General features: G+C 61.6%; 19 protein-coding genes. 9 read left to right on the plus strand and 10 right to left on the minus strand.

Translation table 11 applies throughout. The features are described from left to right. Positions 1–24 precede the first annotated feature (24 nt). Positions 25–843: a pyruvate, water dikinase regulatory protein gene (locus ACMGF8_RS14645; RefSeq protein ID WP_102863851.1), complete on the minus strand. Its 819-nt coding sequence runs from the start codon at positions 841–843 to the stop codon at positions 25–27. 174 nt (positions 844–1,017) lie between these two features. On the opposite strand from ACMGF8_RS14645, the gene ppsA reads away from it, so the two are divergent. The 8 genes from ppsA (at position 1,018) to ACMGF8_RS14685 (ending at position 9,157) form a co-directional block, all read left to right on the plus strand. Next, a complete protein-coding gene (ppsA, locus tag ACMGF8_RS14650; RefSeq protein ID WP_102863850.1) occupies positions 1,018–3,393 on the plus strand; it encodes a phosphoenolpyruvate synthase in 2,376 nt (791 codons plus the stop codon). Between the two features lie 102 nt (positions 3,394–3,495). Further along, positions 3,496–4,485 carry an alpha/beta fold hydrolase gene (locus tag ACMGF8_RS14655; protein ID WP_102878971.1) on the plus strand — a complete coding sequence of 330 codons (990 nt, stop codon included), beginning with the start codon at positions 3,496–3,498 and terminating at the stop codon, positions 4,483–4,485. Between the two features lie 254 nt (positions 4,486–4,739). Then, positions 4,740–5,231 carry a ribonuclease E activity regulator RraA gene (rraA, locus tag ACMGF8_RS14660; protein ID WP_102863848.1) on the plus strand — a complete coding sequence of 164 codons (492 nt, stop codon included), beginning with the start codon at positions 4,740–4,742 and terminating at the stop codon, positions 5,229–5,231. A gap of 25 nt (positions 5,232–5,256) precedes the next feature. Beyond that, the gene (locus ACMGF8_RS14665) at positions 5,257–6,252 is read left to right on the plus strand and encodes a zinc transporter ZntB (protein ID WP_102863847.1); all 996 of its coding nucleotides are present in this window, start codon (positions 5,257–5,259) and stop codon (positions 6,250–6,252) included. 63 nt (positions 6,253–6,315) lie between these two features. Next, positions 6,316–6,561, plus strand: a complete 246-nt coding sequence (locus ACMGF8_RS14670; RefSeq protein ID WP_011060193.1) for a hypothetical protein — start codon at positions 6,316–6,318, stop codon at positions 6,559–6,561. Positions 6,562–6,563: 2 nt separating this feature from the next. Continuing rightward, positions 6,564–7,388, plus strand: coding sequence for a mechanosensitive ion channel family protein (locus ACMGF8_RS14675; RefSeq protein ID WP_016964357.1), 825 nt, complete (start codon positions 6,564–6,566; stop codon positions 7,386–7,388). 87 nt (positions 7,389–7,475) lie between these two features. After that, a complete protein-coding gene (gene sigX / locus ACMGF8_RS14680; RefSeq protein WP_011060195.1) occupies positions 7,476–8,066 on the plus strand; it encodes an RNA polymerase sigma factor SigX in 591 nt (196 codons plus the stop codon). A gap of 107 nt (positions 8,067–8,173) precedes the next feature. Then, entirely contained in the window at positions 8,174–9,157 is a 984-nt protein-coding gene (locus tag ACMGF8_RS14685; RefSeq protein ID WP_416760031.1) for an OmpA family protein, read from the plus strand. A gap of 77 nt (positions 9,158–9,234) precedes the next feature. Here the strand turns inward: ACMGF8_RS14685 and cobA are convergent, their stop codons facing one another. From cobA to ACMGF8_RS14725, 8 genes are all read right to left on the minus strand, one after another. After that, the gene (gene cobA, locus ACMGF8_RS14690; protein ID WP_115581934.1) at positions 9,235–9,975 is read right to left on the minus strand and encodes a uroporphyrinogen-III C-methyltransferase; all 741 of its coding nucleotides are present in this window, start codon (positions 9,973–9,975) and stop codon (positions 9,235–9,237) included. Positions 9,976–9,984: 9 nt separating this feature from the next. Then, positions 9,985–12,705 carry a molybdopterin-dependent oxidoreductase gene (locus ACMGF8_RS14695; protein ID WP_416760034.1) on the minus strand — a complete coding sequence of 907 codons (2,721 nt, stop codon included), beginning with the start codon at positions 12,703–12,705 and terminating at the stop codon, positions 9,985–9,987. Beyond that, positions 12,705–13,022 carry a nitrite reductase small subunit NirD gene (gene nirD / locus ACMGF8_RS14700; protein WP_416760036.1) on the minus strand — a complete coding sequence of 106 codons (318 nt, stop codon included), beginning with the start codon at positions 13,020–13,022 and terminating at the stop codon, positions 12,705–12,707. The genes ACMGF8_RS14695 and nirD overlap by 1 nt, the downstream gene beginning before the upstream one ends. Next, positions 13,019–15,472 carry a nitrite reductase large subunit NirB gene (nirB, locus tag ACMGF8_RS14705; RefSeq protein ID WP_416760038.1) on the minus strand — a complete coding sequence of 818 codons (2,454 nt, stop codon included), beginning with the start codon at positions 15,470–15,472 and terminating at the stop codon, positions 13,019–13,021. The genes nirD and nirB overlap by 4 nt, the downstream gene beginning before the upstream one ends. 529 nt (positions 15,473–16,001) lie before the next feature. Further along, a complete protein-coding gene (locus tag ACMGF8_RS14710) occupies positions 16,002–17,672 on the minus strand; it encodes a protein kinase domain-containing protein (RefSeq protein WP_416760040.1) in 1,671 nt (556 codons plus the stop codon). 7 nt (positions 17,673–17,679) lie between these two features. After that, positions 17,680–18,891, minus strand: coding sequence for a nitrate/nitrite transporter (locus ACMGF8_RS14715; RefSeq protein ID WP_416760042.1), 1,212 nt, complete (start codon positions 18,889–18,891; stop codon positions 17,680–17,682). Positions 18,892–19,233: 342 nt separating this feature from the next. Beyond that, positions 19,234–19,809 (minus strand): ANTAR domain-containing response regulator, encoded by a 576-nt coding sequence (locus ACMGF8_RS14720; protein WP_102863840.1) that lies wholly within the window; start codon positions 19,807–19,809, stop codon positions 19,234–19,236. Positions 19,810–19,824: 15 nt separating this feature from the next. After that, positions 19,825–21,036 (minus strand): CmpA/NrtA family ABC transporter substrate-binding protein, encoded by a 1,212-nt coding sequence (locus tag ACMGF8_RS14725; RefSeq protein WP_305948244.1) that lies wholly within the window; start codon positions 21,034–21,036, stop codon positions 19,825–19,827. 229 nt (positions 21,037–21,265) lie between these two features. Between ACMGF8_RS14725 and ACMGF8_RS14730 the strand changes: the two genes are divergently transcribed. After that, positions 21,266–22,288 (plus strand): quinone-dependent dihydroorotate dehydrogenase, encoded by a 1,023-nt coding sequence (locus ACMGF8_RS14730; RefSeq protein ID WP_250329347.1) that lies wholly within the window; start codon positions 21,266–21,268, stop codon positions 22,286–22,288. 131 nt (positions 22,289–22,419) lie between these two features. Here the strand turns inward: ACMGF8_RS14730 and rmf are convergent, their stop codons facing one another. Then, the gene (gene rmf, locus ACMGF8_RS14735) at positions 22,420–22,635 is read right to left on the minus strand and encodes a ribosome modulation factor (RefSeq protein WP_016965693.1); all 216 of its coding nucleotides are present in this window, start codon (positions 22,633–22,635) and stop codon (positions 22,420–22,422) included. Between the last annotated feature and the right edge of the window lie 187 nt (positions 22,636–22,822).

Below are 22,822 nucleotides of genomic sequence, written 5' to 3' on the forward strand. Positions count from 1 at the left end.
GATCGGCTGAAGTGGCGTCGATGCTTACTTGAAGCGCCGTTCCACGCCTTTTTCCACGAGGATCTTGGCCGAGATCTCCTCCACCGAGAAATGCGTGGAGTTGATGTGGGGAATGTTTTCGCGGCGGAACAGATTTTCCACTTCACGCACTTCGAACTCGCACTGGGCGTAGCTGGAATAGCGACTGTTGGGCTTACGCTCGTTGCGGATCGCGGTGAGCCGGTCCGGGTCGATGGTCAGGCCGAACAGCTTGTGCTTGTGGGCGCGCAGGGCGTTGGGCAGTTGCAGGCGCTCCATATCTTCTTCGGTCAGCGGGTAGTTGGCCGCACGGATGCCGAATTGCATGGCCATGTACAGGCAGGTCGGGGTCTTGCCGCAGCGCGACACGCCCACCAGGATCAGGTCGGCCTTGTCGTAATAGTGAGTGCGGGCACCGTCGTCGTTGTCCAGGGCGAAGTTCACCGCCTCGATCCGTTCCATGTAGTTGGAGTTGTGGCCAATGGAATGGGACTTGCCGACGGAGTAGGAGGAGTGCTCGCTGAGTTCCTGTTCCAGGGGAGCGAGGAAGGTCGAGAAGATGTCGATCATGAAACCATTGGAGGTGGCGAGGATCTCACGAATGTCCTGATTGACGATGGTGTCGAAGATAATCGGCCGATAGCCGTCTTTTTCGGCGGCTATATTGATTTGTTGTACCATGGCCCGCGCTTTTTCCATGCTGTCGATATACGGCCGCGTGAATTTGCTGAAGGTAACGTTTTCGAACTGCGCCAACAGGCTCTGGCCGAGGGTTTCCGCTGTGATGCCGGTACCGTCGGAGATAAAGAAAGCAGATCGTTTCATTTGCGGCTTGGGCCTTAAGCTAGTGACGATTCTTGGATATGATAGGCGCGATTTGTCGGCCGGGAATGGCCCGCATTCTCACTTATTTTCCAGGTCCAGGCCATATAGCGGGCAAACGCTCCAAAGAGCAGCCGGCTTCTGAGCTTTTCCAACACAGTTAGTGGAGAGATCACCTTGGTAGAGTACGTAGTTTCCCTCGATAAGCTCGGCAAACACGATGTTGAGCATGTGGGGGGCAAGAACGCATCCCTGGGCGAGATGATCAGCAACCTCGCAGGTGCGGGCGTATCGGTCCCTGGTGGCTTTGCCACGACAGCTCAGGCTTATCGTGATTTTCTTGAGTTGAGCGGTCTGAACGACCAGATCCATGCCGCCCTCGATGCGCTGGATGTCGATGACGTGAATGCCCTGGCCAAGACCGGCGCGCAGATCCGTCAATGGATCATGGAAGCCGAGTTTCCCGAGCGCCTGAACACCGAAATCCGCACCGCTTTCGCCGCTTTGTCGGCGGGCAACCCGGACATCGCCGTAGCCGTACGTTCCTCGGCTACCGCTGAAGACTTGCCGGACGCCTCCTTCGCCGGCCAGCAGGAAACCTTCCTCAACATCCGTGGCGTGGATAACGTGATTCGCGCGGCCAAGGAAGTGTTTGCTTCTCTGTTCAACGATCGCGCCATTTCCTATCGCGTGCACCAGGGTTTCGACCACAAGCTGGTGGCCTTGTCTGCGGGTGTGCAGCGCATGGTCCGTTCGGAAACCGGCACCGCTGGCGTGATGTTCACCCTCGACACCGAGTCGGGCTTCCGTGACGTGGTATTCATTACCGGCGCCTACGGCCTGGGTGAAACCGTGGTTCAGGGTGCGGTCAATCCGGACGAGTTCTACGTCCACAAGAACACCCTTGCAGCCGGTCGTCCGGCCATTCTGCGCCGCAACCTGGGCAGCAAGGCGATCAAGATGATTTACGGCGATGAAGCCAAGGCCGGGCGTTCGGTGAAGACCGTCGACGTGGACGCGGCCGATCGCGCGCGTTTCTGCCTGACCGATGCGGAAGTCAGCGAGCTGGCCAAGCAGGCGATGATCATCGAGAAGCACTACCAGTGCCCGATGGACATCGAATGGGCCAAGGACGGCGACGACGGCAAGCTGTACATCGTCCAGGCCCGTCCGGAAACCGTGAAGAGCCGCACCCAGGCCAATGTCATGGAGCGCTACCTGCTCAAGGAAACCGGCACCGTGCTGGTGGAAGGTCGTGCCATCGGCCAGCGCATCGGCGCTGGCAAGGTGCGGATCATCAAGGACGTTTCCGAGATGGACAAGGTCCAGCCGGGCGACGTGCTGGTCTCCGACATGACCGACCCGGACTGGGAGCCGGTGATGAAGCGCGCCAGCGCCATTGTCACCAACCGTGGCGGCCGTACCTGCCACGCGGCGATCATCGCTCGCGAGCTGGGTATTCCTGCGGTGGTCGGTTGCGGCAACGCCACCGAGCTGCTGAAAGATGGCCAGGGCGTGACCGTTTCCTGCGCCGAGGGCGACACCGGTTTCATCTTCGAAGGCGAACTGGGCTTCGACATCAAGAAGAACTCTGTGGATGCCATGCCGGAGCTGCCGTTCAAGATCATGATGAACGTCGGTAACCCGGATCGCGCCTTCGACTTCGCCCAACTGCCCAATGCCGGCGTGGGCCTGGCTCGCCTGGAATTCATCATCAACCGCATGATCGGCGTGCACCCCAAGGCGCTGTTGAATTACGCCGGGCTGCCGCAGGAGATCAAGGACAGCGTCGACAAGCGCATCGCCGGTTACCACGATCCGGTGGACTTCTATGTCGACAAGCTGGTCGAGGGTATCAGCACCCTGGCGGCAGCGTTCACGCCGAAGAAGGTCATCGTGCGTCTGTCGGACTTCAAGTCCAACGAGTACGCGAACCTGATCGGCGGCAAGCTCTACGAGCCGGAAGAAGAAAACCCGATGCTGGGCTTCCGCGGTGCTTCGCGTTACATCAGCGAATCCTTCCGTGACTGCTTCGAGCTCGAGTGCCGCGCGCTGAAACGCGTGCGCAACGAGATGGGCCTGACCAACGTCGAAATCATGGTGCCGTTCGTGCGTACCTTGGGCGAAGCCAGCCAAGTGGTTGATCTGCTGGCTGAAAACGGCCTCAAGCGTGGCGAAAACGGCCTGCGCGTGATCATGATGTGCGAACTGCCATCCAACGCCATTCTGGCTGACGAGTTCCTCGAGTACTTCGATGGTTTCTCCATCGGTTCCAACGACCTGACCCAGCTGACCCTGGGCCTGGACCGCGACTCCGGGATCATCGCCCACCTGTTCGACGAGCGTAATCCTGCGGTCAAGAAACTGCTGGCCAATGCCATTGCCGCCTGTAACAAGGCTGGCAAGTACATCGGCATTTGCGGCCAGGGGCCTTCGGACCATCCGGATCTGGCCAAGTGGCTGATGGAGCAGGGCATTGAAAGCGTTTCGTTGAACCCGGACTCGGTGCTGGAAACCTGGTTCTTCCTGGCTGAAGGCCAGGGCGCGGCGTAATCGGTGAACGAAGAGCCGGTCGCTCGTGAGGCTGGCCGGCTCTTGAAGATTCAAGCAGGGCGTGCTTCTTCTGGATGCCGCCCTTTTTTGTGCAAGAAGAATATGCAAAGCAGCAGCAATCTATTTCCCGTCGCCTTGATCAGTGCCGAGCGTCGAGGCGACCTCAGCGAAGATGTCTATCGCTTGAAACCCGGCAACAGTCCGGACAGCTCCGTAGAGCTGGCGGTGACCCGCCTGGGGCTGGCCGATGAGCCCGAGGCCCGGGGTGTGCCTGTGGTCTTGCTTCACGGCAGTTTTTCCAACCGGCGTTTCTGGTACTCGCCCAAGGGCATTGGCCTCGGGGCCTATCTGGCCCGAGCGGGCTTTGATGTGTGGATTCCCGAGATGCGCGGTCACGGTCTGTCGCGACGCAATGCCGATTACCGCAAGAATCGGGTGGCTGACTACGCGCGTTACGATCTGCCGGCGATTGCTGCCTTCGTTCGTGAGCAAAGTGCGCAAATACCCCACTGGATTGGCCATTCCCTGGGGGGGACCACCCTGGCGGCGGCTTTGGGTGGGCAGTATCTGGGGGATGCAGGGGTGGCTTCGGCGGCGTTTTTTGGCACCCAGGTCAGTCGCACCTACTGGCCGCTGAAAATTCCTATGGTGGAGTGGGGCGGGCGCCTGGTCATCAAGCGTTTTGCCCAACTCTCCGGTTCCCGGCTCAAGCGCGGTCCGGAAGACGAGCCCATTGGCCTGGCCTTGGAAAGCATGCGCTGGCATGGCCTGTTCGGTCGTTTTGGCGATGCTGATAAGGATTGGTGGGCAGGGCTAGCGGAGGTTTCAGTGCCGGTGCTGGCGGTCAGCGCAACCGGGGATCACCAGGACCCGACCTGGGCCTGTCGCAAGTTGTTCGATCAGTTGGCCAGCGAGCAGAAACAATTTGTCTGCCTGGGTCGTGAGCTAGGGTTCAGTAGCAATTTCGGTCATGTCGAGATGTTGGTGAGCAAGCCGGCGCAGACTGAGGTCTGGCCGTTAGTGGAGCGCTGGCTCAAGGATCAGCACACGCCGTTGCTGGTTTCAGCGCCCGAGCAGGTGGCTGCGGTCTGATGCGAAGGCTCTGAGAAGGGCATTTCGCTCGATAACGCTTGCGGCTAAGATATGACGCATTGTGCTGTTTTGGTCACATTCAGTTTTTGAGTCGACTTTCCGTTCCAGTGAGATGGCTGCAAAATACGCGACAGGCCGATCAGCTTCTCAGGCACTGTGGGTTAAACATCTGCCGCTTGAGTTCGTATTTCCAAGGCAGCCCTGGAACTTGCCGATACCTTCGATCGTGTTCTTTCTGCTACAGGAGTTTCTCGATGAACCATTACCTCACTCCCGACCTGTGCGACGCCTACCCGGACCTGGTACAGGTGGTTGAGCCCATGTTCAGCAACTTTGGTGGTCGCGATTCCTTTGGTGGGGAAATCGTCACCATCAAGTGCTTCGAAGACAATTCGCTGGTCAAGGAGCAAGTCGAACTCAAGGGGCACGGCAAGGTACTGGTGGTTGATGGCGGTGGTTCCCTGCGTCGCGCGCTGCTGGGCGACCTGCTGGCCGAGAAGGCGGCGAAAAATGGCTGGGAAGGTCTGGTGATCTACGGTTGCATTCGCGATGTGGATGTCATCGCGCAGACTGATCTCGGTGTCCAGGCCCTGGCCAGCCACCCGATGAAGACCGACAAGCGTGGCATTGGTGATCTCAATGTGGCAGTGACCTTTGCCGGTGTGACTTTCCGTCCGGGCCAGTATGTCTACGCCGATAACAACGGCGTGATCGTGTCGCCGAGCCCGCTGAAAATGCCTGAATAAGTAGTTGGCCTGACAAGGGATGAGGATGTTCGAGGAAGAAAACGCGCAATGGGGGCTGGTGCATGCCCTGGTGCTGGATGGTGAAGGTGGTGCGCGTTCGATAGCCCGGACTGAGCTTGACGATCTGCAGCTACAGGCCCATGAAAGCCTGTGGCTGCATTGGGATCGCAGTCATCCACAAACCCAGACCTGGTTGCGCCGCTCCAGCGGCTTGAGCGAATTCAGCTGTGATCTGCTGCTGGAGGAAAATACCCGGCCGCGCTTGCTGGCCTTGCCGGAGTCGGAACTGCTGCTGTTTCTGCGGGGCATCAATCTCAATCCGGGAGCTGAGCCTGAAGACATGGTCTCGGTACGCATCTTTGCGTCCGCGCAACGGGTGATTTCTCTGCGCTTGCGGCCTTTGCGGGCCACCGATGAGCTGTTGGTGCAACTGGCCGAGGGCAAGGGGCCGAAAACCGCCGCCGAGCTCCTCCTCTATATGGCCGAATACCTGACCCATAAAGTGCAGGATCTGGTCAGCGATCTCTCTGAAGTGGTCGATGCTGAGGAAGAAAAGCTAGATGCCGACGAACGGTATACCCCGGAGCATGGGAGTATTTTGCAGATCCGTCGCCGGGCTGCCGGACTGAAGCGTTTCCTGGCGCCGCAGCGTGATATTTTCTCCCAACTGAGTCGGATAAAACTGCCCTGGTTCGCCGTCGATGATGGTGATTATTGGAATGAACTGCACAACAGCCTTACCCGTTACCTGGAAGAGCTGGAGTTGACTCGAGAGCGCGTGGGGCTTGTGCTGGAGGCCGAAGACCGGCGCTTGAGCGTACGCATGAATCGAACCATGTATCGCTTCGGGATCATCACCGGGATCTTCCTGCCCATGAGTTTTCTCACCGGTCTTCTGGGGATCAACGTCGGCGGCATTCCGTTCTCCGCCAGCCCTTACGGATTCATCATTGCCTGCCTGCTGCTGGTGTCTGTGGCCCTAGGACAATGGTGGTTGTTTCGCCGTTTGCGCTGGGTGTGATGATGCGTCATGTGACCCGAATAAATCTGATCGCGTCTTTTCCAGACATCACCCGAGGTGCGTATGCACGATCCGTTTGAACAGTCTTTGCGTGACATGCTCAAAGCTTCGCCATCGAGCCGCGATGACGATGCCTGCCTGGGCCGCGTACTGAAAACCGCCAACCGCCAGGTTGGGGCGGGGGATCTGTTCAGCCTGCTGGGCCGCTGGCTGCCGGCGCTGATGATCGCCTTGAATAACGGATCGGCCCATATCGCGCCGGTTTCCCGTCGTAAATCTTCTGCTCGCACTGCTGATAAGGCTGATTGAATATGGAACTTGATCTCTGGACGCAGAGCCTCGTCACGGCGATGACTGCCTTGTGGACCAAGGTAGCGAACTTCATTCCGAACCTGTTCGGCGCGCTGGTGGTGCTGTTGCTGGGCTTCGTGGTGGCCAAGCTGCTGGATACCTTGTTGTCGAAATTGCTGGCCAAGCTGGGCCTGGATCGCCTGATGGGCGGTACCGGCTTGACCAAATTGCTGTCCCGCGCGGGCTTGCAAGTACCGATCTCGACCTTGATCGGCAAGATCGTCTATTGGTTCGTTCTGCTTATTTTTCTGGTTTCTGCTGCTGAATCCCTTGGCCTTGAGCGAGTTTCGGCTACGCTCGACATGCTTGCGCTGTATTTGCCGAAGGTTTTCGGTGCTGCGCTGGTGCTGTTGGTGGGGGTTCTGCTGGCGCAATTGGCCAACGGTCTGGTGCGCGGAGCGGCGGAAGGTGTAGGCCTCGATTACGCCAGTGGCCTGGGACGGATTGCCCAGGGGCTGGTGATCATCATCAGTATTTCCGTTGCGATCAGTCAGTTGGAGGTCAAAACCGACCTGCTCAACCATGTGATCGTGATCGTATTGATTACCGTTGGTCTGGCCGTTGCGCTGGCGATGGGTTTGGGAAGCCGGGAAATTGCCGGACAGATTCTTGCGGGAATCTATGTGCGTGAGTTGTACCAGGTTGGGCAACAAGTACGTGTTGGTGAGGTCGAAGGCCAGATCGAAGAGATCGGCACGGTTAAAACTACATTGCTGACCGAGGAGGGTGAGCTAGTCTCTCTGTCCAATCGGATCTTGCTGGAGCAGCATGTAAGTAGCCGCTAACCCGGCAAACCCTGCTAATGTATGCCGCCGCAAAATGCCCTCATCGGGCTGCGGCGGACATTGACCTGACTGTCGGCACGACTCGTTTTGAATAAAACCCAATCGCTATCCACGCGCTATGACCCCCGTGAGCTCTCTGATGAGGAGTTGGTTGCGCGCTCACATACGGAGCTGTTTCACGTAACACGCGCCTATGAAGAGTTGATGCGACGCTATCAGCGGACCCTATTTAATGTTTGTGCGCGTTATCTAGGGAACGATCGTGATGCGGATGATGTCTGTCAGGAGGTGATGTTGAAGGTGCTGTATGGCCTTAAGAACTTTGAGGGCAAATCGAAGTTCAAGACATGGCTATATAGCATCACGTACAACGAATGCATCACGCAGTATCGCAAGGAGCGGCGCAAGCGTCGGTTGATGGACGCTTTAAGTCTTGACCCCCTCGAGGAGGCCTCTGAAGAGAAGGCGCCGAAACCTGAGGAGAAGGGCGGACTTGACCGATGGCTAGTGCATGTGAACCCGATTGATCGAGAGATTCTGGTGCTACGATTTGTCGCAGAACTGGAGTTTCAGGAGATCGCGGACATCATGCATATGGGTTTGAGTGCTACAAAAATGCGTTACAAACGTGCTCTTGATAAATTGCGTGAGAAATTTGCAGGCATTGCTGAAACTTAGTTCGGCGCAAATATCTCTTACGTCTAGGTGAGTTCTGATAGACTTACCGCCGAGTTGTCCCCCGGTATGTGGGACTGCTTTACAATCACCAGATGGGGATTTAACGGATGAAACTGAAAAACACCTTGGGCATTGCCATTGGTTCTATTGTTGCCGTGACTTCGTTCGGCGTTCTGGCGCAAGGCCAAGGCGCGGTCGAGGGTGAACTGTTTTACAAAAAACAGTACAACGACAGCGTTAATCACGTTGAAGACGGCTTCAACCCAGGCGCATCGATCGGTTACTTCCTGACCGACGATCTGTCGTTGAACGCCACCTACGACAAGACCAACCACACCCGTTCTAACGACGGTACTGGTAACCAGAAAATCAAAGGCGACAACTTCGGCCTGAACGCTCAGTACCACTTTGGTACCGTGGGTGACGCTCTGCGTCCATACGTTTCCGGCGGTGTTGCTCACAAGAGCATGACCAACGTGATCGCTGACGGTCACAGCGGCCGCGACCAGTCGACTTTCCTGACTGCAGGCGCTGGTGTTAAGTACTACTTCACCGACAACCTGTTCGCCCGTGCCGGCGTTGAAGCTGACTACAAGCTGGACAACGGCAAGTGGGACTACGCTCCTACTATCGGTCTGGGTGTGAACTTCGGTGGCAGCGGCGGCAAAGTCGCTCCAGCTCCAGTTGCTCCAGCTCCAGCTCCAGCTCCTGAGCCAGCTCCAGAAGCTCCAGTTGCTGAAGTTGTTCGTGTTGAGCTGGACGTTAAGTTCGACTTCGACAAGTCGGTCGTTAAGCCTAACAGCTACGCTGACATCAAGAACCTGGCTGATTTCATGAATCAGTACCCACAGACCACCACTGTTGTTGAAGGTCACACTGACTCCGTCGGTCCTGACGCTTACAACCAGAAGCTGTCTGAGCGTCGTGCAAACGCCGTTAAACAAGTTCTGGTCAACCAGTACGGCGTTGGCGCTAACCGCGTTCAATCCGTTGGTTACGGTGAGTCCCGCCCAGTTGCCGACAACGCAACTGAAGCTGGTCGCGCAGTTAACCGTCGCGTAGAAGCATCGGTTGAAGCTCAAGCTAAGTAATTAGCCTTGTAGCTTGGAAAAACCCGGCCTAGGCCGGGTTTTTCTTTGTCTGCGATTTACCTGGCCCAGAGGCGCGCTCAGGCTTGGCACGCAGAGGCTTGGACAGCGGACTCAGTGGCCGCCACTGCACCGATCACCAGGATCGCCGGGCTCTTCAACTCGAAGCGCAGGGCATCGCGCTCCATCCCCGCCAGATCGCTGCGGCATTCCCGCTGTTCAGGCAGCGAGGCATTTTCAATCATCGCCACCGGCGTATCGGCTGCCAGACCGCCGTCACGCAAGTGCCCGGCAATCTCCGCCAGCTTCGCCACCCCCATGTAGATCACCAGGGTCGTACCGCTTTGAGCCAGAGCCTGCCAGTTCAGGCTGCTGTCATCTTGAGTGTGGGCGGTCACCAGGGTCACGCCCCGAGCCACGCCTCGCAGGGTCAGGGGAATATCACAACGGGTTGCACCCGCCAGCCCCGCGGTGATGCCATTGACCAACTCCACCTCGATCCCACGTTCCTTCAGCCACTGAGCTTCCTCGCCACCTCGCCCGAAAATGCATGGATCGCCACCCTTGAGGCGCACCACGCAGCGCCCTTGCCGGGCATAGCGCAGCATCAGGCGATGAATGAAGGCCTGGGGCGTGGAGCGACAGCCACCGCGCTTGCCCACCGGGATGACCCGCGCTGTGGGGCAATGGTCCAGCACCGCGCTGTTCACCAGATCATCGATCAACACCACATCGGCTTCGCCAAGGGCGCGTACGGCCCTGAGGGTCAACAGCTCGGGGTCTCCAGGCCCTGCACCTACCAGCCAGACTTTTGCGCTCATACGTTTTCCTCACACAGGGATGGCGGCGACAGGTTGCACCGGAGCCGCCAGCAGGCGCTTGATCTCCGGCACGCAGGAGCCACATTGGCTACCGCAACCCAGTTGTTGTTTCAGTTGGTCGAGATTCAGGCCTTCAGCGATACCGGCACAGACCGCCCGGTAGCTGACGTTCTTGCAGTTACACAGGGTCCGCTCCCGTTCCCCGCCCAGGCCGCTGGCCCCCGGCGGACTGCTCATCGGTGCCAGCAACCAGCGTCGTAGTTGCTCATCGGCGCGCCCCTCGAGCCACAGTTCCTGCAGCCAGTGCTGGGCCAGGGTTTCGCCGGTCAGGCGAATCGCGGTGATCCGCCCTTGTTCGATGCGCACCCGCTTGCCGATGGCCCGACGCGGATCGTCATAGGCCAGCACCGGCCCAGTTTCGAGCCCCAAGTGCTGATCGATGAGCTTGAGCAATGCCGGCGGCGGTGCTTCCTGGTGAGCGGCCCGAATCACCAGGGCCGGATGTTCGCGACCGGTCAGGCTCAGGCTGACATAGGCAAAGGCTTCGCACAGGGGGCGCAGAGCCCTGAAGTGCGCCTGCACGTCGCCTTCGATCAGGGCAAACAATTGCCAAGGCAGTTGCACCGGCTCCAGGCGCACGCCGCTGTGTTTGAGTTCCGGCTGTTTGGACAGAGGGTCAAAGGCCGGCTGAGTGACGACATTGATCCCGCCCTTGAGGAAGCGATCCCCCCAGTGCATCGGCACAAAGGCCTGGCCGGGACGCACGCTGTCATCGCTGCTGACGGCGACGATCACACTGCCACGGCGGCTTTTCAGGTTGACCAGATCTCCCTCCCGTAGCCGCTGGCGCCGCAGTTCGTCCGGATGCAGGCTCAGCAGTGCTTCGCTGACATGGCCGAACAGCTGCGCCGCGGTGCCGGTGCGGCTCATGCCGTGCCATTGGTCCCGCAGCCGACCGGTGATCAGGGTCAGGGGAAAGCGGGCATCGCGCTGTTCCTTGGCGGGCAGGTAAGGGTCGCAGACAAAGTGCGCACGGCCACTGGCGGTGGGAAAACGCCCATCCCCATACAAGCGCGGCGTGCCCTGTGTCGCGCCGCTGGGGAAGGGCCACTGCTGTGGGCCGAGACGGTCGATCAACTGGTGACTGAGGCCGGACAGGTCCAGATCGCGGTCCTGGGTCAGGCCTTTGTACTCATCGAACAGCTGGGCTGGGGAGTCGAAGTCGAACAGGCTCGGCAGCCCGGGCCGCAGGCGTCGCTCCAGACGTTGGGCGAAATCCACGGTAATGGCCCAATCAGGCCGTGCCTCACCGGGTGCGATTACCGCCTGACGCACATGAGAAACCCGCCGTTCCGAGTTGGTCACTGTGCCTTCCTTCTCGCCCCAACTGGCGGCAGGTAGCAGCAGGTCGGCAAAGGCCGCGGTTTCCGTGGTGGCGAAGGCTTCTTGCAGGACCACGAACGGGCAGTGCTGCAGGGCCGCACGCACCGCGTTCTGGTCCGGCAACGACTGCGCCGGGTTGGTACAGGCGATCCACAAGGCCTTGATGCGACCGCTTTGCAGCTGTTCAAACAACTCGATAGCGGTCAGTCCGGGGCTGGCTGGCACCTGTTCCACTCCCCAATAAGCGGCGACCTCAGCGCGATGTTGGGGATCGGCAGCTTCCCGGTGCCCGGGGAGCAGGTTGCTCAGACTGCCGGTTTCGCGCCCGCCCATGGCATTGGGCTGACCGGTGAGGGAGAAGGGCCCCGCACCCTTTCGGCCGATTTGTCCGGTGGCCAGGTGCAGATTGATCAGCGCACTGTTTTTTGCGCTGCCGGCGCTGGACTGATTCAAGCCCATGCACCACAACGACAGGAAACTGGGCGCCGTCCCTATCCATTGGGCGCACAGCTGCAGTTGCTCAAGGCTGATACCACAGAGTTGCGCCACCATCGCCGGGGTGTAGTCGCGGACCAGCACCTTCAGCTCGGCCAGGCCCTCGGTGTGTTCGCGGATGAAGTCACGATCGACCCAGTCCTCCCACAGCAACAGGTGGAGAATCCCGTGGAACAGTGCGACATCGGTGCCGGGGAGGATCGCCAGATGCAGGTCGGCCAGATCGCAGGTGTCGGTACGACGCGGGTCGATGACGATGACTTTCATGTCCGGACGCTGGCTTTTCGCGTGTTCCAGGCGCCGAAACAGCACGGGATGGGCGTAGGCCATGTTACTGCCGACGATCACCACGCAATCGCTGTGCTCCAGGTCCTCATAACTGCAAGGCGGCGCATCGGCCCCCAGGCTGCGCTTGTAGCCCACCACCGCCGAGGACATGCACAGCCGGGAATTGCTGTCGATATTGTTGGTGCCCACCAGGGCCCGGGCTAGCTTGTTGAAGGCGTAGTAGTCCTCGGTCAGCAGTTGCCCGGAGACATAGAATGCCACGCTGTCTGGGCCATGCTCGGCGATGGTCTGGGCGAACACCCCGGCGGCATGCTCCAGGGCGCTGTCCCAGTCGCAGCGGCTGCGAGCCAGGTCCTTGCCCAGGCGCAGTTCCGGGTACAGGGCGCGGGCGTTGCGGTCGCCGGTCAAATGCAGGCTGGCGCCCTTGCTGCACAGCTTGCCGAAGTTGGCCGGGTGCGCCGGATCGCCGCTGACCCCGAGGATCTGCCGGCCGTCATGCTCGATCAGCACACCGCAGCCGACCCCGCAGTAGCAACAGGTCGAGGCCGTGCTCTGCGGCTTCATCAGCCGGCATCCCGCAGGGCCAACTGCACCCGGCCACTTGCCACCCGCGCCGGATGGTGATGGGCGCAGCCGGTGTCCGGGGCCTGGGCTTCGCCGGATTCCAGGTCGATCTGCCAGTTGTGCAGCGGGCAGGCCACGCGCTTGCCGTAGATCAATCCCTGGGACAGGGGGCCGCCCTTGTGCGGACAACGATCGTCGAGGGCAAAGACCTGATCGTTGCTGGTACGAAAAATCGCGATATCGCCCTTGGGGCCCTTGATGATGCGCGAGCCCAGGGCATTGATCTCTTCCAGGGCGCAGATATCCAGCCAGTTCATGCCGGCACCTCCAGTTGTTTCACGGGGATCGACTCGTACTCTTTTTTCAGCTGCGGCTCGGCCAGGCGCTGCTGCCACGGGTCTTGCTCGAAGGACAGGGAGAACTGCAGGCGCTCGTTCAGCGCCTTGCGCCGTTGCGGGTCTTCCAGCACGGCCTTTTTCACGTGCTCCAGGCCGACCCGTTGCAGGTAGTGCACCGTGCGTTCGAGGTAGAAGGCCTCTTCGCGGTACAGCTGGAGGAAGGCGCCGTTGTATTCGCGGACTTCTTCGGCGGTCTTGAGCTTGACGAAAAACTCTGCCACCTCGGTCTTGATCCCGCCGTTGCCGCCGATGTACATCTCCCAGCCCGAATCGACGCCGATGATGCCTACGTCCTTGATCCCGGCTTCCGAGCAGTTGCGCGGGCAGCCGGAGACCGCCAGCTTGACCTTGTGCGGCGACCACATGTTGAACAGGTCGTGTTCCAGCTCGATTCCCAGCTGGGTGGAGTTCTGCGTGCCGAAGCGGCAGAACTCGCTGCCGACACAGGTCTTCACGGTGCGGATGGATTTGCCATAGGCGTGGCCGGACGGCATGTCCAGGTCTTTCCAGACTCCGGGCAAGTCTTCCTTGCGGATGCCCAGCAGGTCGATGCGCTGGCCGCCGGTGACCTTGACCATGGGCACCTGGTACTTGTCGGCGACATCGGCGATGCGTCGCAGCTCGGACGGATTGGTCACGCCCCCCCACATCCGCGGCACCACCGAGTAGGTCCCATCCTTCTGGATATTGGCGTGGGCCCGCTCGTTGATCAGCCGCGATTGCGGATCGTCCTTGGCTTCTCCCGGCCAGGTGGAGATCAGGTAGTAGTTCAGCGCCGGGCGGCAAGTGGCGCAACCGTTGGGGGTACGCCAGTTGAGGTAGCTCATGGTGCCGGCGACGGTCAGCAGATGCTGGTCGCGAATGGCCTGGCGGATCTGCCCGTGGTTCAGGTCGCTGCAGGCGCAGATGGCTTTTTCGCTTTTTGGTTTGACGTCCGCCGCGCCGCCCACGGTGTTGATCAGGATCTGCTCCACCAGTCCGGCACAGGAGCCGCAGGAACTGGCGGCCTTGGTGTGCTTCTTGACCTCGTCGACGCTGAACAGCCCCTGTTCCTGGATGGCCTTGACGATGGTGCCCTTGCACACGCCGTTGCAGCCGCAGACTTCGGCGCTGTCGGCCATGCTCATGGCCTTGTCCTGGCCCTGGTGGCCGACATCCCCGAGGGCCTGCTCGCCGAACATCAAGTGATCGCGGATTTCGCCAATGCCGTGCTGTTCGCGGATCTGCCGGAAGTACCAGCCGCCGTCCGCCGTATCGCCGTACAGGCAGGCGCCCACCAGTATGTCGTCCTTGATCACCAGCTTCTTGTACACCCCGCCAATGGGGTCGGAGAGGGTGATGGTCTCGGTGCCGTCGCCGCCCATGAAATCCCCGGCGGAAAACAGATCGATGCCCGTGACCTTCAACTTGGTCGAGGTCACTGAGCCTTGGTAGCGGGCAAAGCCCAGTTGGGCCAAGTGGTTGGCGCAAACCTTGGCCTGTTCGAACAGCGGCGCCACCAGGCCGTAGGCGATACCGCGGTGACTGGCGCACTCACCAATGGCGTAGATACGCGGGTCGAAGGTTTGCAGGGTGTCGTTGACCAGAATCCCACGGTTGCAGTGCAGGCCGGCCCGTTCCGCCAGCTCGGTGTTGGGGCGGATGCCGGCGGCCATCACCACCAGTTCGGCGGGGATGATCTCGCCATTCTTGAACTGCACCGAGCCGACCCGGCCATTGCCGGCATCGATCAGGGCCTGGGTCTGTTCGCACAGGCGAAACTTCAGGCCACGGCTTTCCAGGGCGCCTTGCAGCAACTGGCCGCTGGTCTGGTCCAGCTGCCGTTCCAGCAGCCATTCGCCGATATGCACCACGGTCACGTCCATGCCCCGCAGCTTGAGGCCGTTAGCGGCTTCCAGGCCCAGCAGGCCGCCGCCGATCACCACCGCATGCGTGTGGGTCTTGGCCGTGTCGATCATCGCCTGGGTGTCGGCAATGTCGCGATAGCCGATCACCCCCTGCAGGTCCTTGCCGGGAATCGGCAGGATAAAGGGGGTGGAGCCGGTGGCGATCAGCAGGCGGTCGTACTCGGCTTCGCTGCCGTCCTCGGCGATCACCCGGCGCTTGATCCGGTCGATTTCCACCACTTTGCGATTGAGCAGCAGCTTGATGTTGTGGTTCAGGTACCAGTCCAGGTCGTTGAGGACGATGTCCTCGAACGTCTGTTCACCGGCCAGCACCGGCGAGAGCAGGATGCGGTTGTAGTTGGTGTGGGGTTCGGCACCGAACACGGTGATGTCGTACAGCTCGTCGCTCAGTTTGAGCAACTCTTCCAGGGTGCGGACCCCGGCCATGCCGTTGCCGATCATTACCAGTTTGAGTCTTTTCATGGGCTTCTCCGGAGCTCAGGCAGGTTCAGTGCGGCCTGGCTCGAAAAACTGCGCGCAAACAAAAAAGGCGTCCCGTCAGTGGCCTGACGAGGACGCCTTTGTCCGATCCCGTTCTCTCGGGAAGCCTGCCTTCGTCGTTGAAGGCCGGGCTTTATGTCTGTTGTCCGCTCTCATGCAGCGCTTGTGCCAAGTTGCCGAGGGCGCGGTTTTATGGGGCTCCGATGAAGATTCTGCCCTGGCCGAGTTCGGCTGTTGCACCGAATCGAGGCGTCACGCCCTCTTTCGGCTCTTTGCGGCGGCTGCTGGGGGCGATGAATGGCCTGGGGGATCGCCAAGCAAGGTCCTGCGGAGCGTTTCGCAGCCTCGCTATGGCTCGACAGCGGCTACACCTGTTGCCAATGCCGAAGGGGGGTGTAGCCGCTGCCGCAGGCTGCGAACGGCTCCGCAGGAGGCGCAGGAGGCACAGGAGGGGCTGAGGAGGCTGGAGGTTATCGGGAGATTGATCGGCTGTGCCCGCCACCTGTTGGCTTCAGCGATGCAGCAGTGCCAGCAGCAACATCAGGTTGACTAGCAGGGCGAGCAGGGCCAGGCCGCGCCAGACCTTCAGCGGCTCCCGTTCCAGCAGGGGGCGCGGCCGCAGGCTCAGGCTGCGGCGTTCACCCTGTTCCAGCACCAACAGCCATTCTTCGGCGGTTTCATAGCGCTGGGCCGGGTCGGCACAGACCCCGCGTTCCAGGCTTTGCTCCAGCCATTGCGGCAGATCCGGGCGGTAGCGGCTGGGGGGATCAGCAGCGGTGAAGCGCGGGCGCTGGAAGGCTTCGATCTCGCCATGGGGGTAGTGCCCGGTCAGCAGGTAATACAGGCTGACACCCACCGCATAGAGATCCTGTTGCGGGCTGGGAGGTTCGCCGGCGAAGGCTTCCGGGGCGATATAGCTCGGGGTGCCGGGCAGCAGGTGCGCCAGGTCCGCCGACAAGCCCGGGCAGTAGGCCAGGCCGAAATCCAGAATCCGCAGTTCGCCATCGTCTCCCAGCAGCAGATTGTCCGGCTTGATGTCGCGGTGCAGGATCTGCCGGCGGTGCAGCAGGCCAATGGCCCGCAGCAGGCGCTCGGCCAGGGACTGCCACTGGTCCAGGGGCAGGGGGCCGTTGTAGCGAAACAGCTGTTGCAGGGTGCGACCGGGGTATTCGCGCATCAGGTAATACAGGTGCTGGCGCGCAGTGCCACCGTGCACCTGGGGGAAATACCGCCCGGCAACGCGGCGCAGCAGCCATTCCTCGGACAGCAGCCCCTGGCAGGCCGCCAGGTCGTTGTGCAGGGCTGCCGGCAGGGTTTTCAGCAGCCAGGCCTGGTGCTGTTCATCACGCACGCGGTATAGCAGCGATTGCTGGCTCTGGCTGACCAGGCTCTCCACCTGCCAGCCTTCGAAGCGTTGCCCGGGTTTCAGCAACGGCGGCAGGGGCCATTGTTGCAAGTGCAGCAGGGCATCGCCGAGGCTGCTTTCGCCAAGCGCGTCGACCCGCACCAGCAGCGCGCTGGCATTGTCCTGACTACCGGCCAGGTGCGCTGCGTTGACCAGGGTCTGTGTCGCGCTGTCCAGGTCGGGCTGGTCCCGCAGAATGGCGGCGATGGCGCTGTCGCCCAGGGTGGCCCAGACCCCGTCGCTGAGCATCAGGAAGCTTTCGCCCTGGCGCAGTTCGCCATCGAGGAAGTCCAGTACCAGATGCTGGTCCAGGCCCAGGGCGCGCTTGAGCACATGCTGCATGCCCGGCTGGTCCCAGACATGGTCCTCGCTGATGCGTTGCAACTGCTGTTGGTGCCAACGGTAGACCCGGCAGTCGCCGACATGGGCCAGGGTAAAGCGTCGGCCCCGCAGTACCAGGGCGCTGAGGGTGGTGAGCAGGGGCTGGCCGCCGCCGTTGGCCTGGAGCCAGCGGTTCTGGGCGCTCAGCAGGCGTTCCAGGGCCTGGGCCACGGCCCAGGTTTCCGGGGTGGCGTAGTAATCCAGGGCCAGGGCCTGCAGGCTCGAACGCGCTGCCAGGCCGCCGTCGGCGCACTGACTGACGCCATCGGCGATGGCGAACAGCAGGCCCTTGCTCGCCGCCAGATCCGGCGCCGGGGTGACCCGGCGCAAGGCGTCCTGATTTTCCGCCCGCGGTCCGGTGGCGCTGGCCTCGGCATGGCTCAGTTGCAGGCCCATGGCGCGCTCAGACCCGTGCCGCAGTTACGGCGGCGGAGCCCCAGGTGGTTCTCCAGCGGCGCTTGACCCCGTGCAGGCCGAACCAGGCCAGGACCCCGAGACTGGCGAACAGCCACAGTGCCAGTTGATAGCTGCCGGTGCTCTGCTTGATTGCGCCCATGCCTGCCGCCAGGGCGAAACCGCCGATGCCGCCGGCCATGCCGATCAGCCCGGTCATGACCCCGATTTCCCGACGAAAGCGTTGCGGTACCAGCTGGAACACCGCGCCATTGCCGGCGCCGAGGCCCAGCATGGTGCAGACGAACAGGGCCAGGGCGGCGTAGGAACTGGGCAGGTTGAATCCCACGGCAGCGATGCAGACCACCGCCACGCTGTACATCGCCAGCAAAGTGCGGATACCGCCGAAACTGTCCGCCAGGGCGCCGCCCAGAGGGCGCATCAGGCTGCCGCCGAAGACACAGGCGGCGGTGTAGTAGCCAGCAGTCACCGGGCTCAGGCCGTACTGGTCGTTGAAATAGCCGGGCAGTGCGCTGGCCAGGCCGATGAATCCGCCAAAGGTCACGCTGTAGAAGAACATGAACCACCAGCTGTCGCGGTCCCCCAGGGCCTTGAAGTAGTCGCCCATGGATTTGGCCCGTGGCCGCTCGGGGGCGTTCTTCGCCAGCCAGGCGAACAGCACCAGTGTCAGGAGCAGCGGGATCAGGGCGAAGCCGAAGACATTGCTCCAGCCGAAAGCCGCTGCCAGCACCGGAGCGAGCAGCGCGGCGAACACCGTGCCGGAGTTGCCGGCACCGGCGATGCCCATGGCCTTGCCCTGGTGTTGCGGCGGATACCATTGGGAGGCCAGGGGCAGGGCCACAGCGAAGGAGGCGCCGGCCATGCCGAGGAATACCCCCAGTAGCAAGGCTTGCTCATAGCTGTGGATGCCCAGCTTCCAGGCGCCGAACAGCGCGCCGATGACAATCACCTGGCCGATCAGGCCGGCGGTCTTGGGCGACAGGCGATCGGCCAGCAGGCCCATGATGAAGCGCAGCACTGCGCCGGCGAGGATCGGTGTGGCCACCATCAGCCCGCGTTGCTGGGGGCTCAGGTGCAGGTCGGCAGCAATCTGCACCGCCAGGGGGCCCAGCAGGTACCAGACCATGAAGCTCAGGTCGAAATACAGAAAGGCTGCGAACAGGGTCGGGGTGTGGCCGGATTTCCAGAAGCTTGAATTCATCGCGCACCTCAGCTGATAAGAATCGTTGGAGTCGTCATGAGCTTGCAGGTGGAGCGCCGCCACGGCCGCGCCACCGACCCCGGTCAGTGGGGCCAAAACGAAAAAACGTCGGCACCCGGCTCGTTGTGGCGAGCAGAGTGCGCGACGTCTTTGTCGTAGGTGGGGCAACCGCCGTTGGTTACCGTTGTGGATTTGATAGCAAGAGCCGAGCCAACCGGCGGCCATGTTGGCTGGCATGGGCAGGCTCGCTGTAGGAGCTGGCTTGCCAGCGAAGGCGCCCTCAAGACTGGCACAAGGTTCAGAGGCCTATTCGCCGGCAAGCCGGCTCCTACGGGGCGCAGGTCAGCCCAGCAGTTCCTGCATGGCGATGATCTGTTCCGCGACCTGGATCAGCTTCTGCTGCTTGCCCATGGCCTGACGGCGCATCAGGGTGTAGGCCTGTTCTTCGTCGCAGTCCTTCATCTTCATCAACAGGCCCTTGGCCAGCTCGATGCGCTTGCGCTCGGCCAGTTGCTGGTCCCGGGCCTGGAGTTGCGCGCGCAGGGCCTGGTCGCTTTCAAAGCGCGCCATGGCCACGTCGAGGATCGGTTGCAGGCGCTGGACCTGGATGCCCTCGACGATGTAGGCGCTGACCCCGGACTTGATCGCCTGGCGCATCACCCCCGGATCGTGTTCATCGGTGAACATCACGATGGGCCGGGGTTGATCGCGGCTGACCAGCACCACTTGCTCCATCACATCACGGCTGGGTGACTCGGTATCGATCAGGATCACGTCCGGGCGCACCGTTTCGACGCGGCCCGGCAGGTCGATGGTCAGGCCGGATTCGTCAATCACCTCGAAGCCGGCTTCGCTGAGGGCGGCCTTGAGCCTTCCGACTTTTTTTGCGGTGTCGTTGATCAGCAGGATACGCAGCATGTTCGCGGACTCCGGTCAGCGCTGGGCGGCAAGGGCAGGGCTGTCGTTGAGGGCATGCAGGCGGAAGCTGCGGGCATAGGCGGCAGGCTCAGAGCCGTCCCACACCTTGCCATCGATCAACTGGCTGCTGCGCATGTCCGGGCCCGAGGTGGTGATGCCCAGCGCGCTGGCGGCTTCGCGATAGAGTTCAAGCTGCTGCACGTGGCGAGCGACGCCCAGGTAGTCCGGGTCTTCCCGCAGCAGGCCCCAGCGCCGGAACTGGGTCATGAACCACATGCCGTCGGATAGGTAGGGCAGGTTGACGGCGCCATGGTGGTGAAAGCGCAGCGCGTGGGGGTCCTGCCAGCGATTGCCCAGGCCGTCGGCGTAAGCCCCCAGCAGCCGCGGCTCGATGCAGTCCAGCGGTGCATTCAGGTAATCGGCGGCGCTCAGCAACTGGGCGGTGCTGCGGCGGTTTTCCGGACTTTGTTCGATAAAGCGGCTGGCCTCGAGGATCGCCATGACCAGGACCCGGGCGGTGTTGGGGTATTGCTCGACGAAGGCGCGGGTGCAGCCGAGGACTTTTTCCGGGTGGTCCGGCCAGATTGCCTGGCTGGTGGCCAGGGTGAAGCCCTGATCCTGCTGCACTGCACTGGCGCTCCAGGGTTCGCCGACGCAGAACCCGTCGATGCGCCCGGCCTGCAGGTGAGCCACCATCTGCGGCGGCGGCACCACCACGCTGTCGACGTCCCGCAGCGGGTGGATGCCCTGGCTGGCCAGCCAGTAGTACAACCACATGGCGTGAGTCCCGGTGGGGAAGGTCTGGGCGAAGGTCAGTCGTGCCCGGCTTTGGTGCACATGGTGGTCCAATGCTTCAGGGCTGGTCACTTTGAGGGCTTGCAGTTCCCGGGACAGGTTGATGCTTTGGCCATTTTGGTTCAGGCCCATGAGCACCGCCATGTCGCAGGGATGGGTCCCGCCGATGCCCAGGTGCACGGCGTAGATCAGGCCGTACAGGCTGTGGGCAGCGTCCAGTTCGCCACTCACCAGCTTGTCCCGCAGCCCGGCCCAGGAACTCTGGCGCTTGAGGTTCAGGGTCAGGCCGTAGGGCTGGGCAAAGCCCTGGGTGGCGGCGACCACCACCGAGGCGCAATCGGTCAGGGCCATGAAGCCCAGGTTGATGGCGGACTTTTCCGGGGCATCGCTGCCGTTGACCCAGGCCAGTGCGCAGTTGGGGTGTTCAGTCATGGCTTGGCACCTTGCATAAAAAAGCGTCGTACCCACTGGCCAGGCAAAGCCTGTGTGGGTGACGACGCCGTTGTCCTTGAACCTGGGCCGCCATTGGCCCAGGTCTGATGAGCAAGTGGGTGCAAGGCATATGCCATTGTCGGGGATTTCATTCTGCGCCTCGCCTGCAAGCCCTGGGCGCGGCTATAATCGGCGCCTTATTTCGCCGCCAACCGAGTTCATCCCGCCCATGTATACCCTGGCCCGCCAGCTGTTGTTCAAACTCTCCCCGGAAACCTCCCACGATCTGTCCCTGGACCTGATCGGTGCGGGCGGGCGTTTGGGCCTTAACGGTCTGTTGTGCAAGGCGCCGGCGCAGTTGCCGGTGCAGGTCATGGGCCTGGAGTTTCCGAACCCGGTGGGCCTGGCTGCCGGTCTGGACAAGAACGGCGCCGCCATCGATGGCTTCGCTCAACTGGGCTTCGGCTTTGTCGAGATCGGCACCGTCACTCCGCGTCCGCAGCCGGGCAACCCCAAGCCGCGGATCTTCCGCCTGCCTCAGGCCGAAGCCATCATCAACCGCATGGGCTTCAACAACCTGGGGGTCGATAATCTGCTGGCGCGTGTGGCCGCCTCCCAATACAAGGGCGTGCTGGGGATCAATATCGGCAAGAACTTCGACACCCCGGTGGAGCGGGCGGTGGACGACTACCTGATCTGCCTGGACAAGGTCTATACCCATGCCAGTTATGTCACGGTCAATGTCAGCTCGCCCAATACCCCGGGCTTGCGCAGCCTGCAGTTTGGCGAGTCCCTCAAGCAGCTGCTGTCGGCTCTGAGCCAGCGTCAGCAGGAGCTGGCGAGCATTCATGGCAAACGCGTGCCCCTGGCGATCAAGATCGCGCCGGACATGAGCGATGAGGAAACCGTTGAAGTGGCTCGGGCCTTGCTGGAAACCGGCATGGACGCGGTGATCGCCACCAACACCACCTTGAGTCGCGAAGGCGTCGAAGGTATGGAACACGGCGATGAGGCTGGCGGCTTGTCCGGCGCGCCGGTGCGCGACAAGAGCACCCACACTGTCAAGGTACTGGCCGCTGAACTGGCCGGTCGCTTGCCGATCATTGCCGTGGGCGGCATCACGGAAGGCAAGCACGCGGCTGAGAAGATCGCCGCGGGCGCCAGCCTGGTGCAGCTGTATTCGGGCTTCATCTATAAGGGGCCGGCGTTGATTCGCGAGTCGGTGGATGCCATCGCGGCCATGGGCCGATAAGAACGGGCGCCAGCGCGGCCATAAAAAAGGGCTCCTCGAAGGAGCCCCTGGGCCGAAGCCCGCCGCCCGGATGGGGCGTGCGTGGTTAAGTCGTCATCTATTCAAGTTGTAGGTGTCGGAATGTGCCCTGATCAGCCGACAGCGCGAAGTTCGTTGAGTCTGTGGATGCCCGCAGTGCCAGTCATACCGTCCCAGTTGTCGCCGCGTCCTTCTCGCCAGCCGTTAATCCAGGCTTGGCGTACCGACGGTAGAGTAAATGGGCAAAGCTCACGGGACTTGCCATTAACGCCATACTGATATCCGCGTAAAAATGCTCTTTCCAACGGATCACGCTTTAGTCTTCTCATAGGGTGTTTCCCTCACTTGTTGACTGTCTTATGTCCCGTCGACCTTCTTCTGAGGTCGGGCAGATTGTCTCTGCCGTTGGTGCTCGCTGCCGGCGTGGCGAGCCTTGATGTTGACGCCATTGCGGCGTCAACCTGTGTTGAGTTCTAACCAATAGGTCACAGCAAGTGAATGATCGTTTTGTCATAA

The sequence above is a fragment of the Pseudomonas sp. BNK-7 genome (genome assembly GCF_048072025.1).
GTDB classification, from domain to species: domain Bacteria; phylum Pseudomonadota; class Gammaproteobacteria; order Pseudomonadales; family Pseudomonadaceae; genus Aquipseudomonas; species Aquipseudomonas danubii.

Bases quoted from the DNA above. Each gene is read 5' to 3' on its own strand.
- ACMGF8_RS14645 (WP_102863851.1), bottom strand. From the start codon at position 843: ATGAAACGATCTGCTTTCTTTATCTCCGACGGTACCGGCATCACAGCG.
- ACMGF8_RS14655 (WP_102878971.1), top strand. From the start codon at position 3,496: ATGCAAAGCAGCAGCAATCTATTTCCCGTCGCCTTGATCAGTGCCGAG.
- rraA (WP_102863848.1), top strand. From the start codon at position 4,740: ATGAACCATTACCTCACTCCCGACCTGTGCGACGCCTACCCGGACCTG.
- ACMGF8_RS14665 (WP_102863847.1), top strand. From the start codon at position 5,257: ATGTTCGAGGAAGAAAACGCGCAATGGGGGCTGGTGCATGCCCTGGTG.
- ACMGF8_RS14670 (WP_011060193.1), top strand. From the start codon at position 6,316: ATGCACGATCCGTTTGAACAGTCTTTGCGTGACATGCTCAAAGCTTCG.
- ACMGF8_RS14675 (WP_016964357.1), top strand. From the start codon at position 6,564: ATGGAACTTGATCTCTGGACGCAGAGCCTCGTCACGGCGATGACTGCC.
- ACMGF8_RS14685 (WP_416760031.1), top strand. From the start codon at position 8,174: ATGAAACTGAAAAACACCTTGGGCATTGCCATTGGTTCTATTGTTGCC.
- cobA (WP_115581934.1), bottom strand. From the start codon at position 9,975: ATGAGCGCAAAAGTCTGGCTGGTAGGTGCAGGGCCTGGAGACCCCGAG.
- ACMGF8_RS14695 (WP_416760034.1), bottom strand. From the start codon at position 12,705: ATGAAGCCGCAGAGCACGGCCTCGACCTGTTGCTACTGCGGGGTCGGC.
- nirD (WP_416760036.1), bottom strand. From the start codon at position 13,022: ATGAACTGGCTGGATATCTGCGCCCTGGAAGAGATCAATGCCCTGGGC.
- nirB (WP_416760038.1), bottom strand. From the start codon at position 15,472: ATGAAAAGACTCAAACTGGTAATGATCGGCAACGGCATGGCCGGGGTC.
- ACMGF8_RS14710 (WP_416760040.1), bottom strand. From the start codon at position 17,672: ATGGGCCTGCAACTGAGCCATGCCGAGGCCAGCGCCACCGGACCGCGG.
- ACMGF8_RS14715 (WP_416760042.1), bottom strand. From the start codon at position 18,891: ATGAATTCAAGCTTCTGGAAATCCGGCCACACCCCGACCCTGTTCGCA.
- ACMGF8_RS14720 (WP_102863840.1), bottom strand. From the start codon at position 19,809: ATGCTGCGTATCCTGCTGATCAACGACACCGCAAAAAAAGTCGGAAGG.
- ACMGF8_RS14725 (WP_305948244.1), bottom strand. From the start codon at position 21,036: ATGACTGAACACCCCAACTGCGCACTGGCCTGGGTCAACGGCAGCGAT.
- ACMGF8_RS14730 (WP_250329347.1), top strand. From the start codon at position 21,266: ATGTATACCCTGGCCCGCCAGCTGTTGTTCAAACTCTCCCCGGAAACC.
- rmf (WP_016965693.1), bottom strand. From the start codon at position 22,635: ATGAGAAGACTAAAGCGTGATCCGTTGGAAAGAGCATTTTTACGCGGA.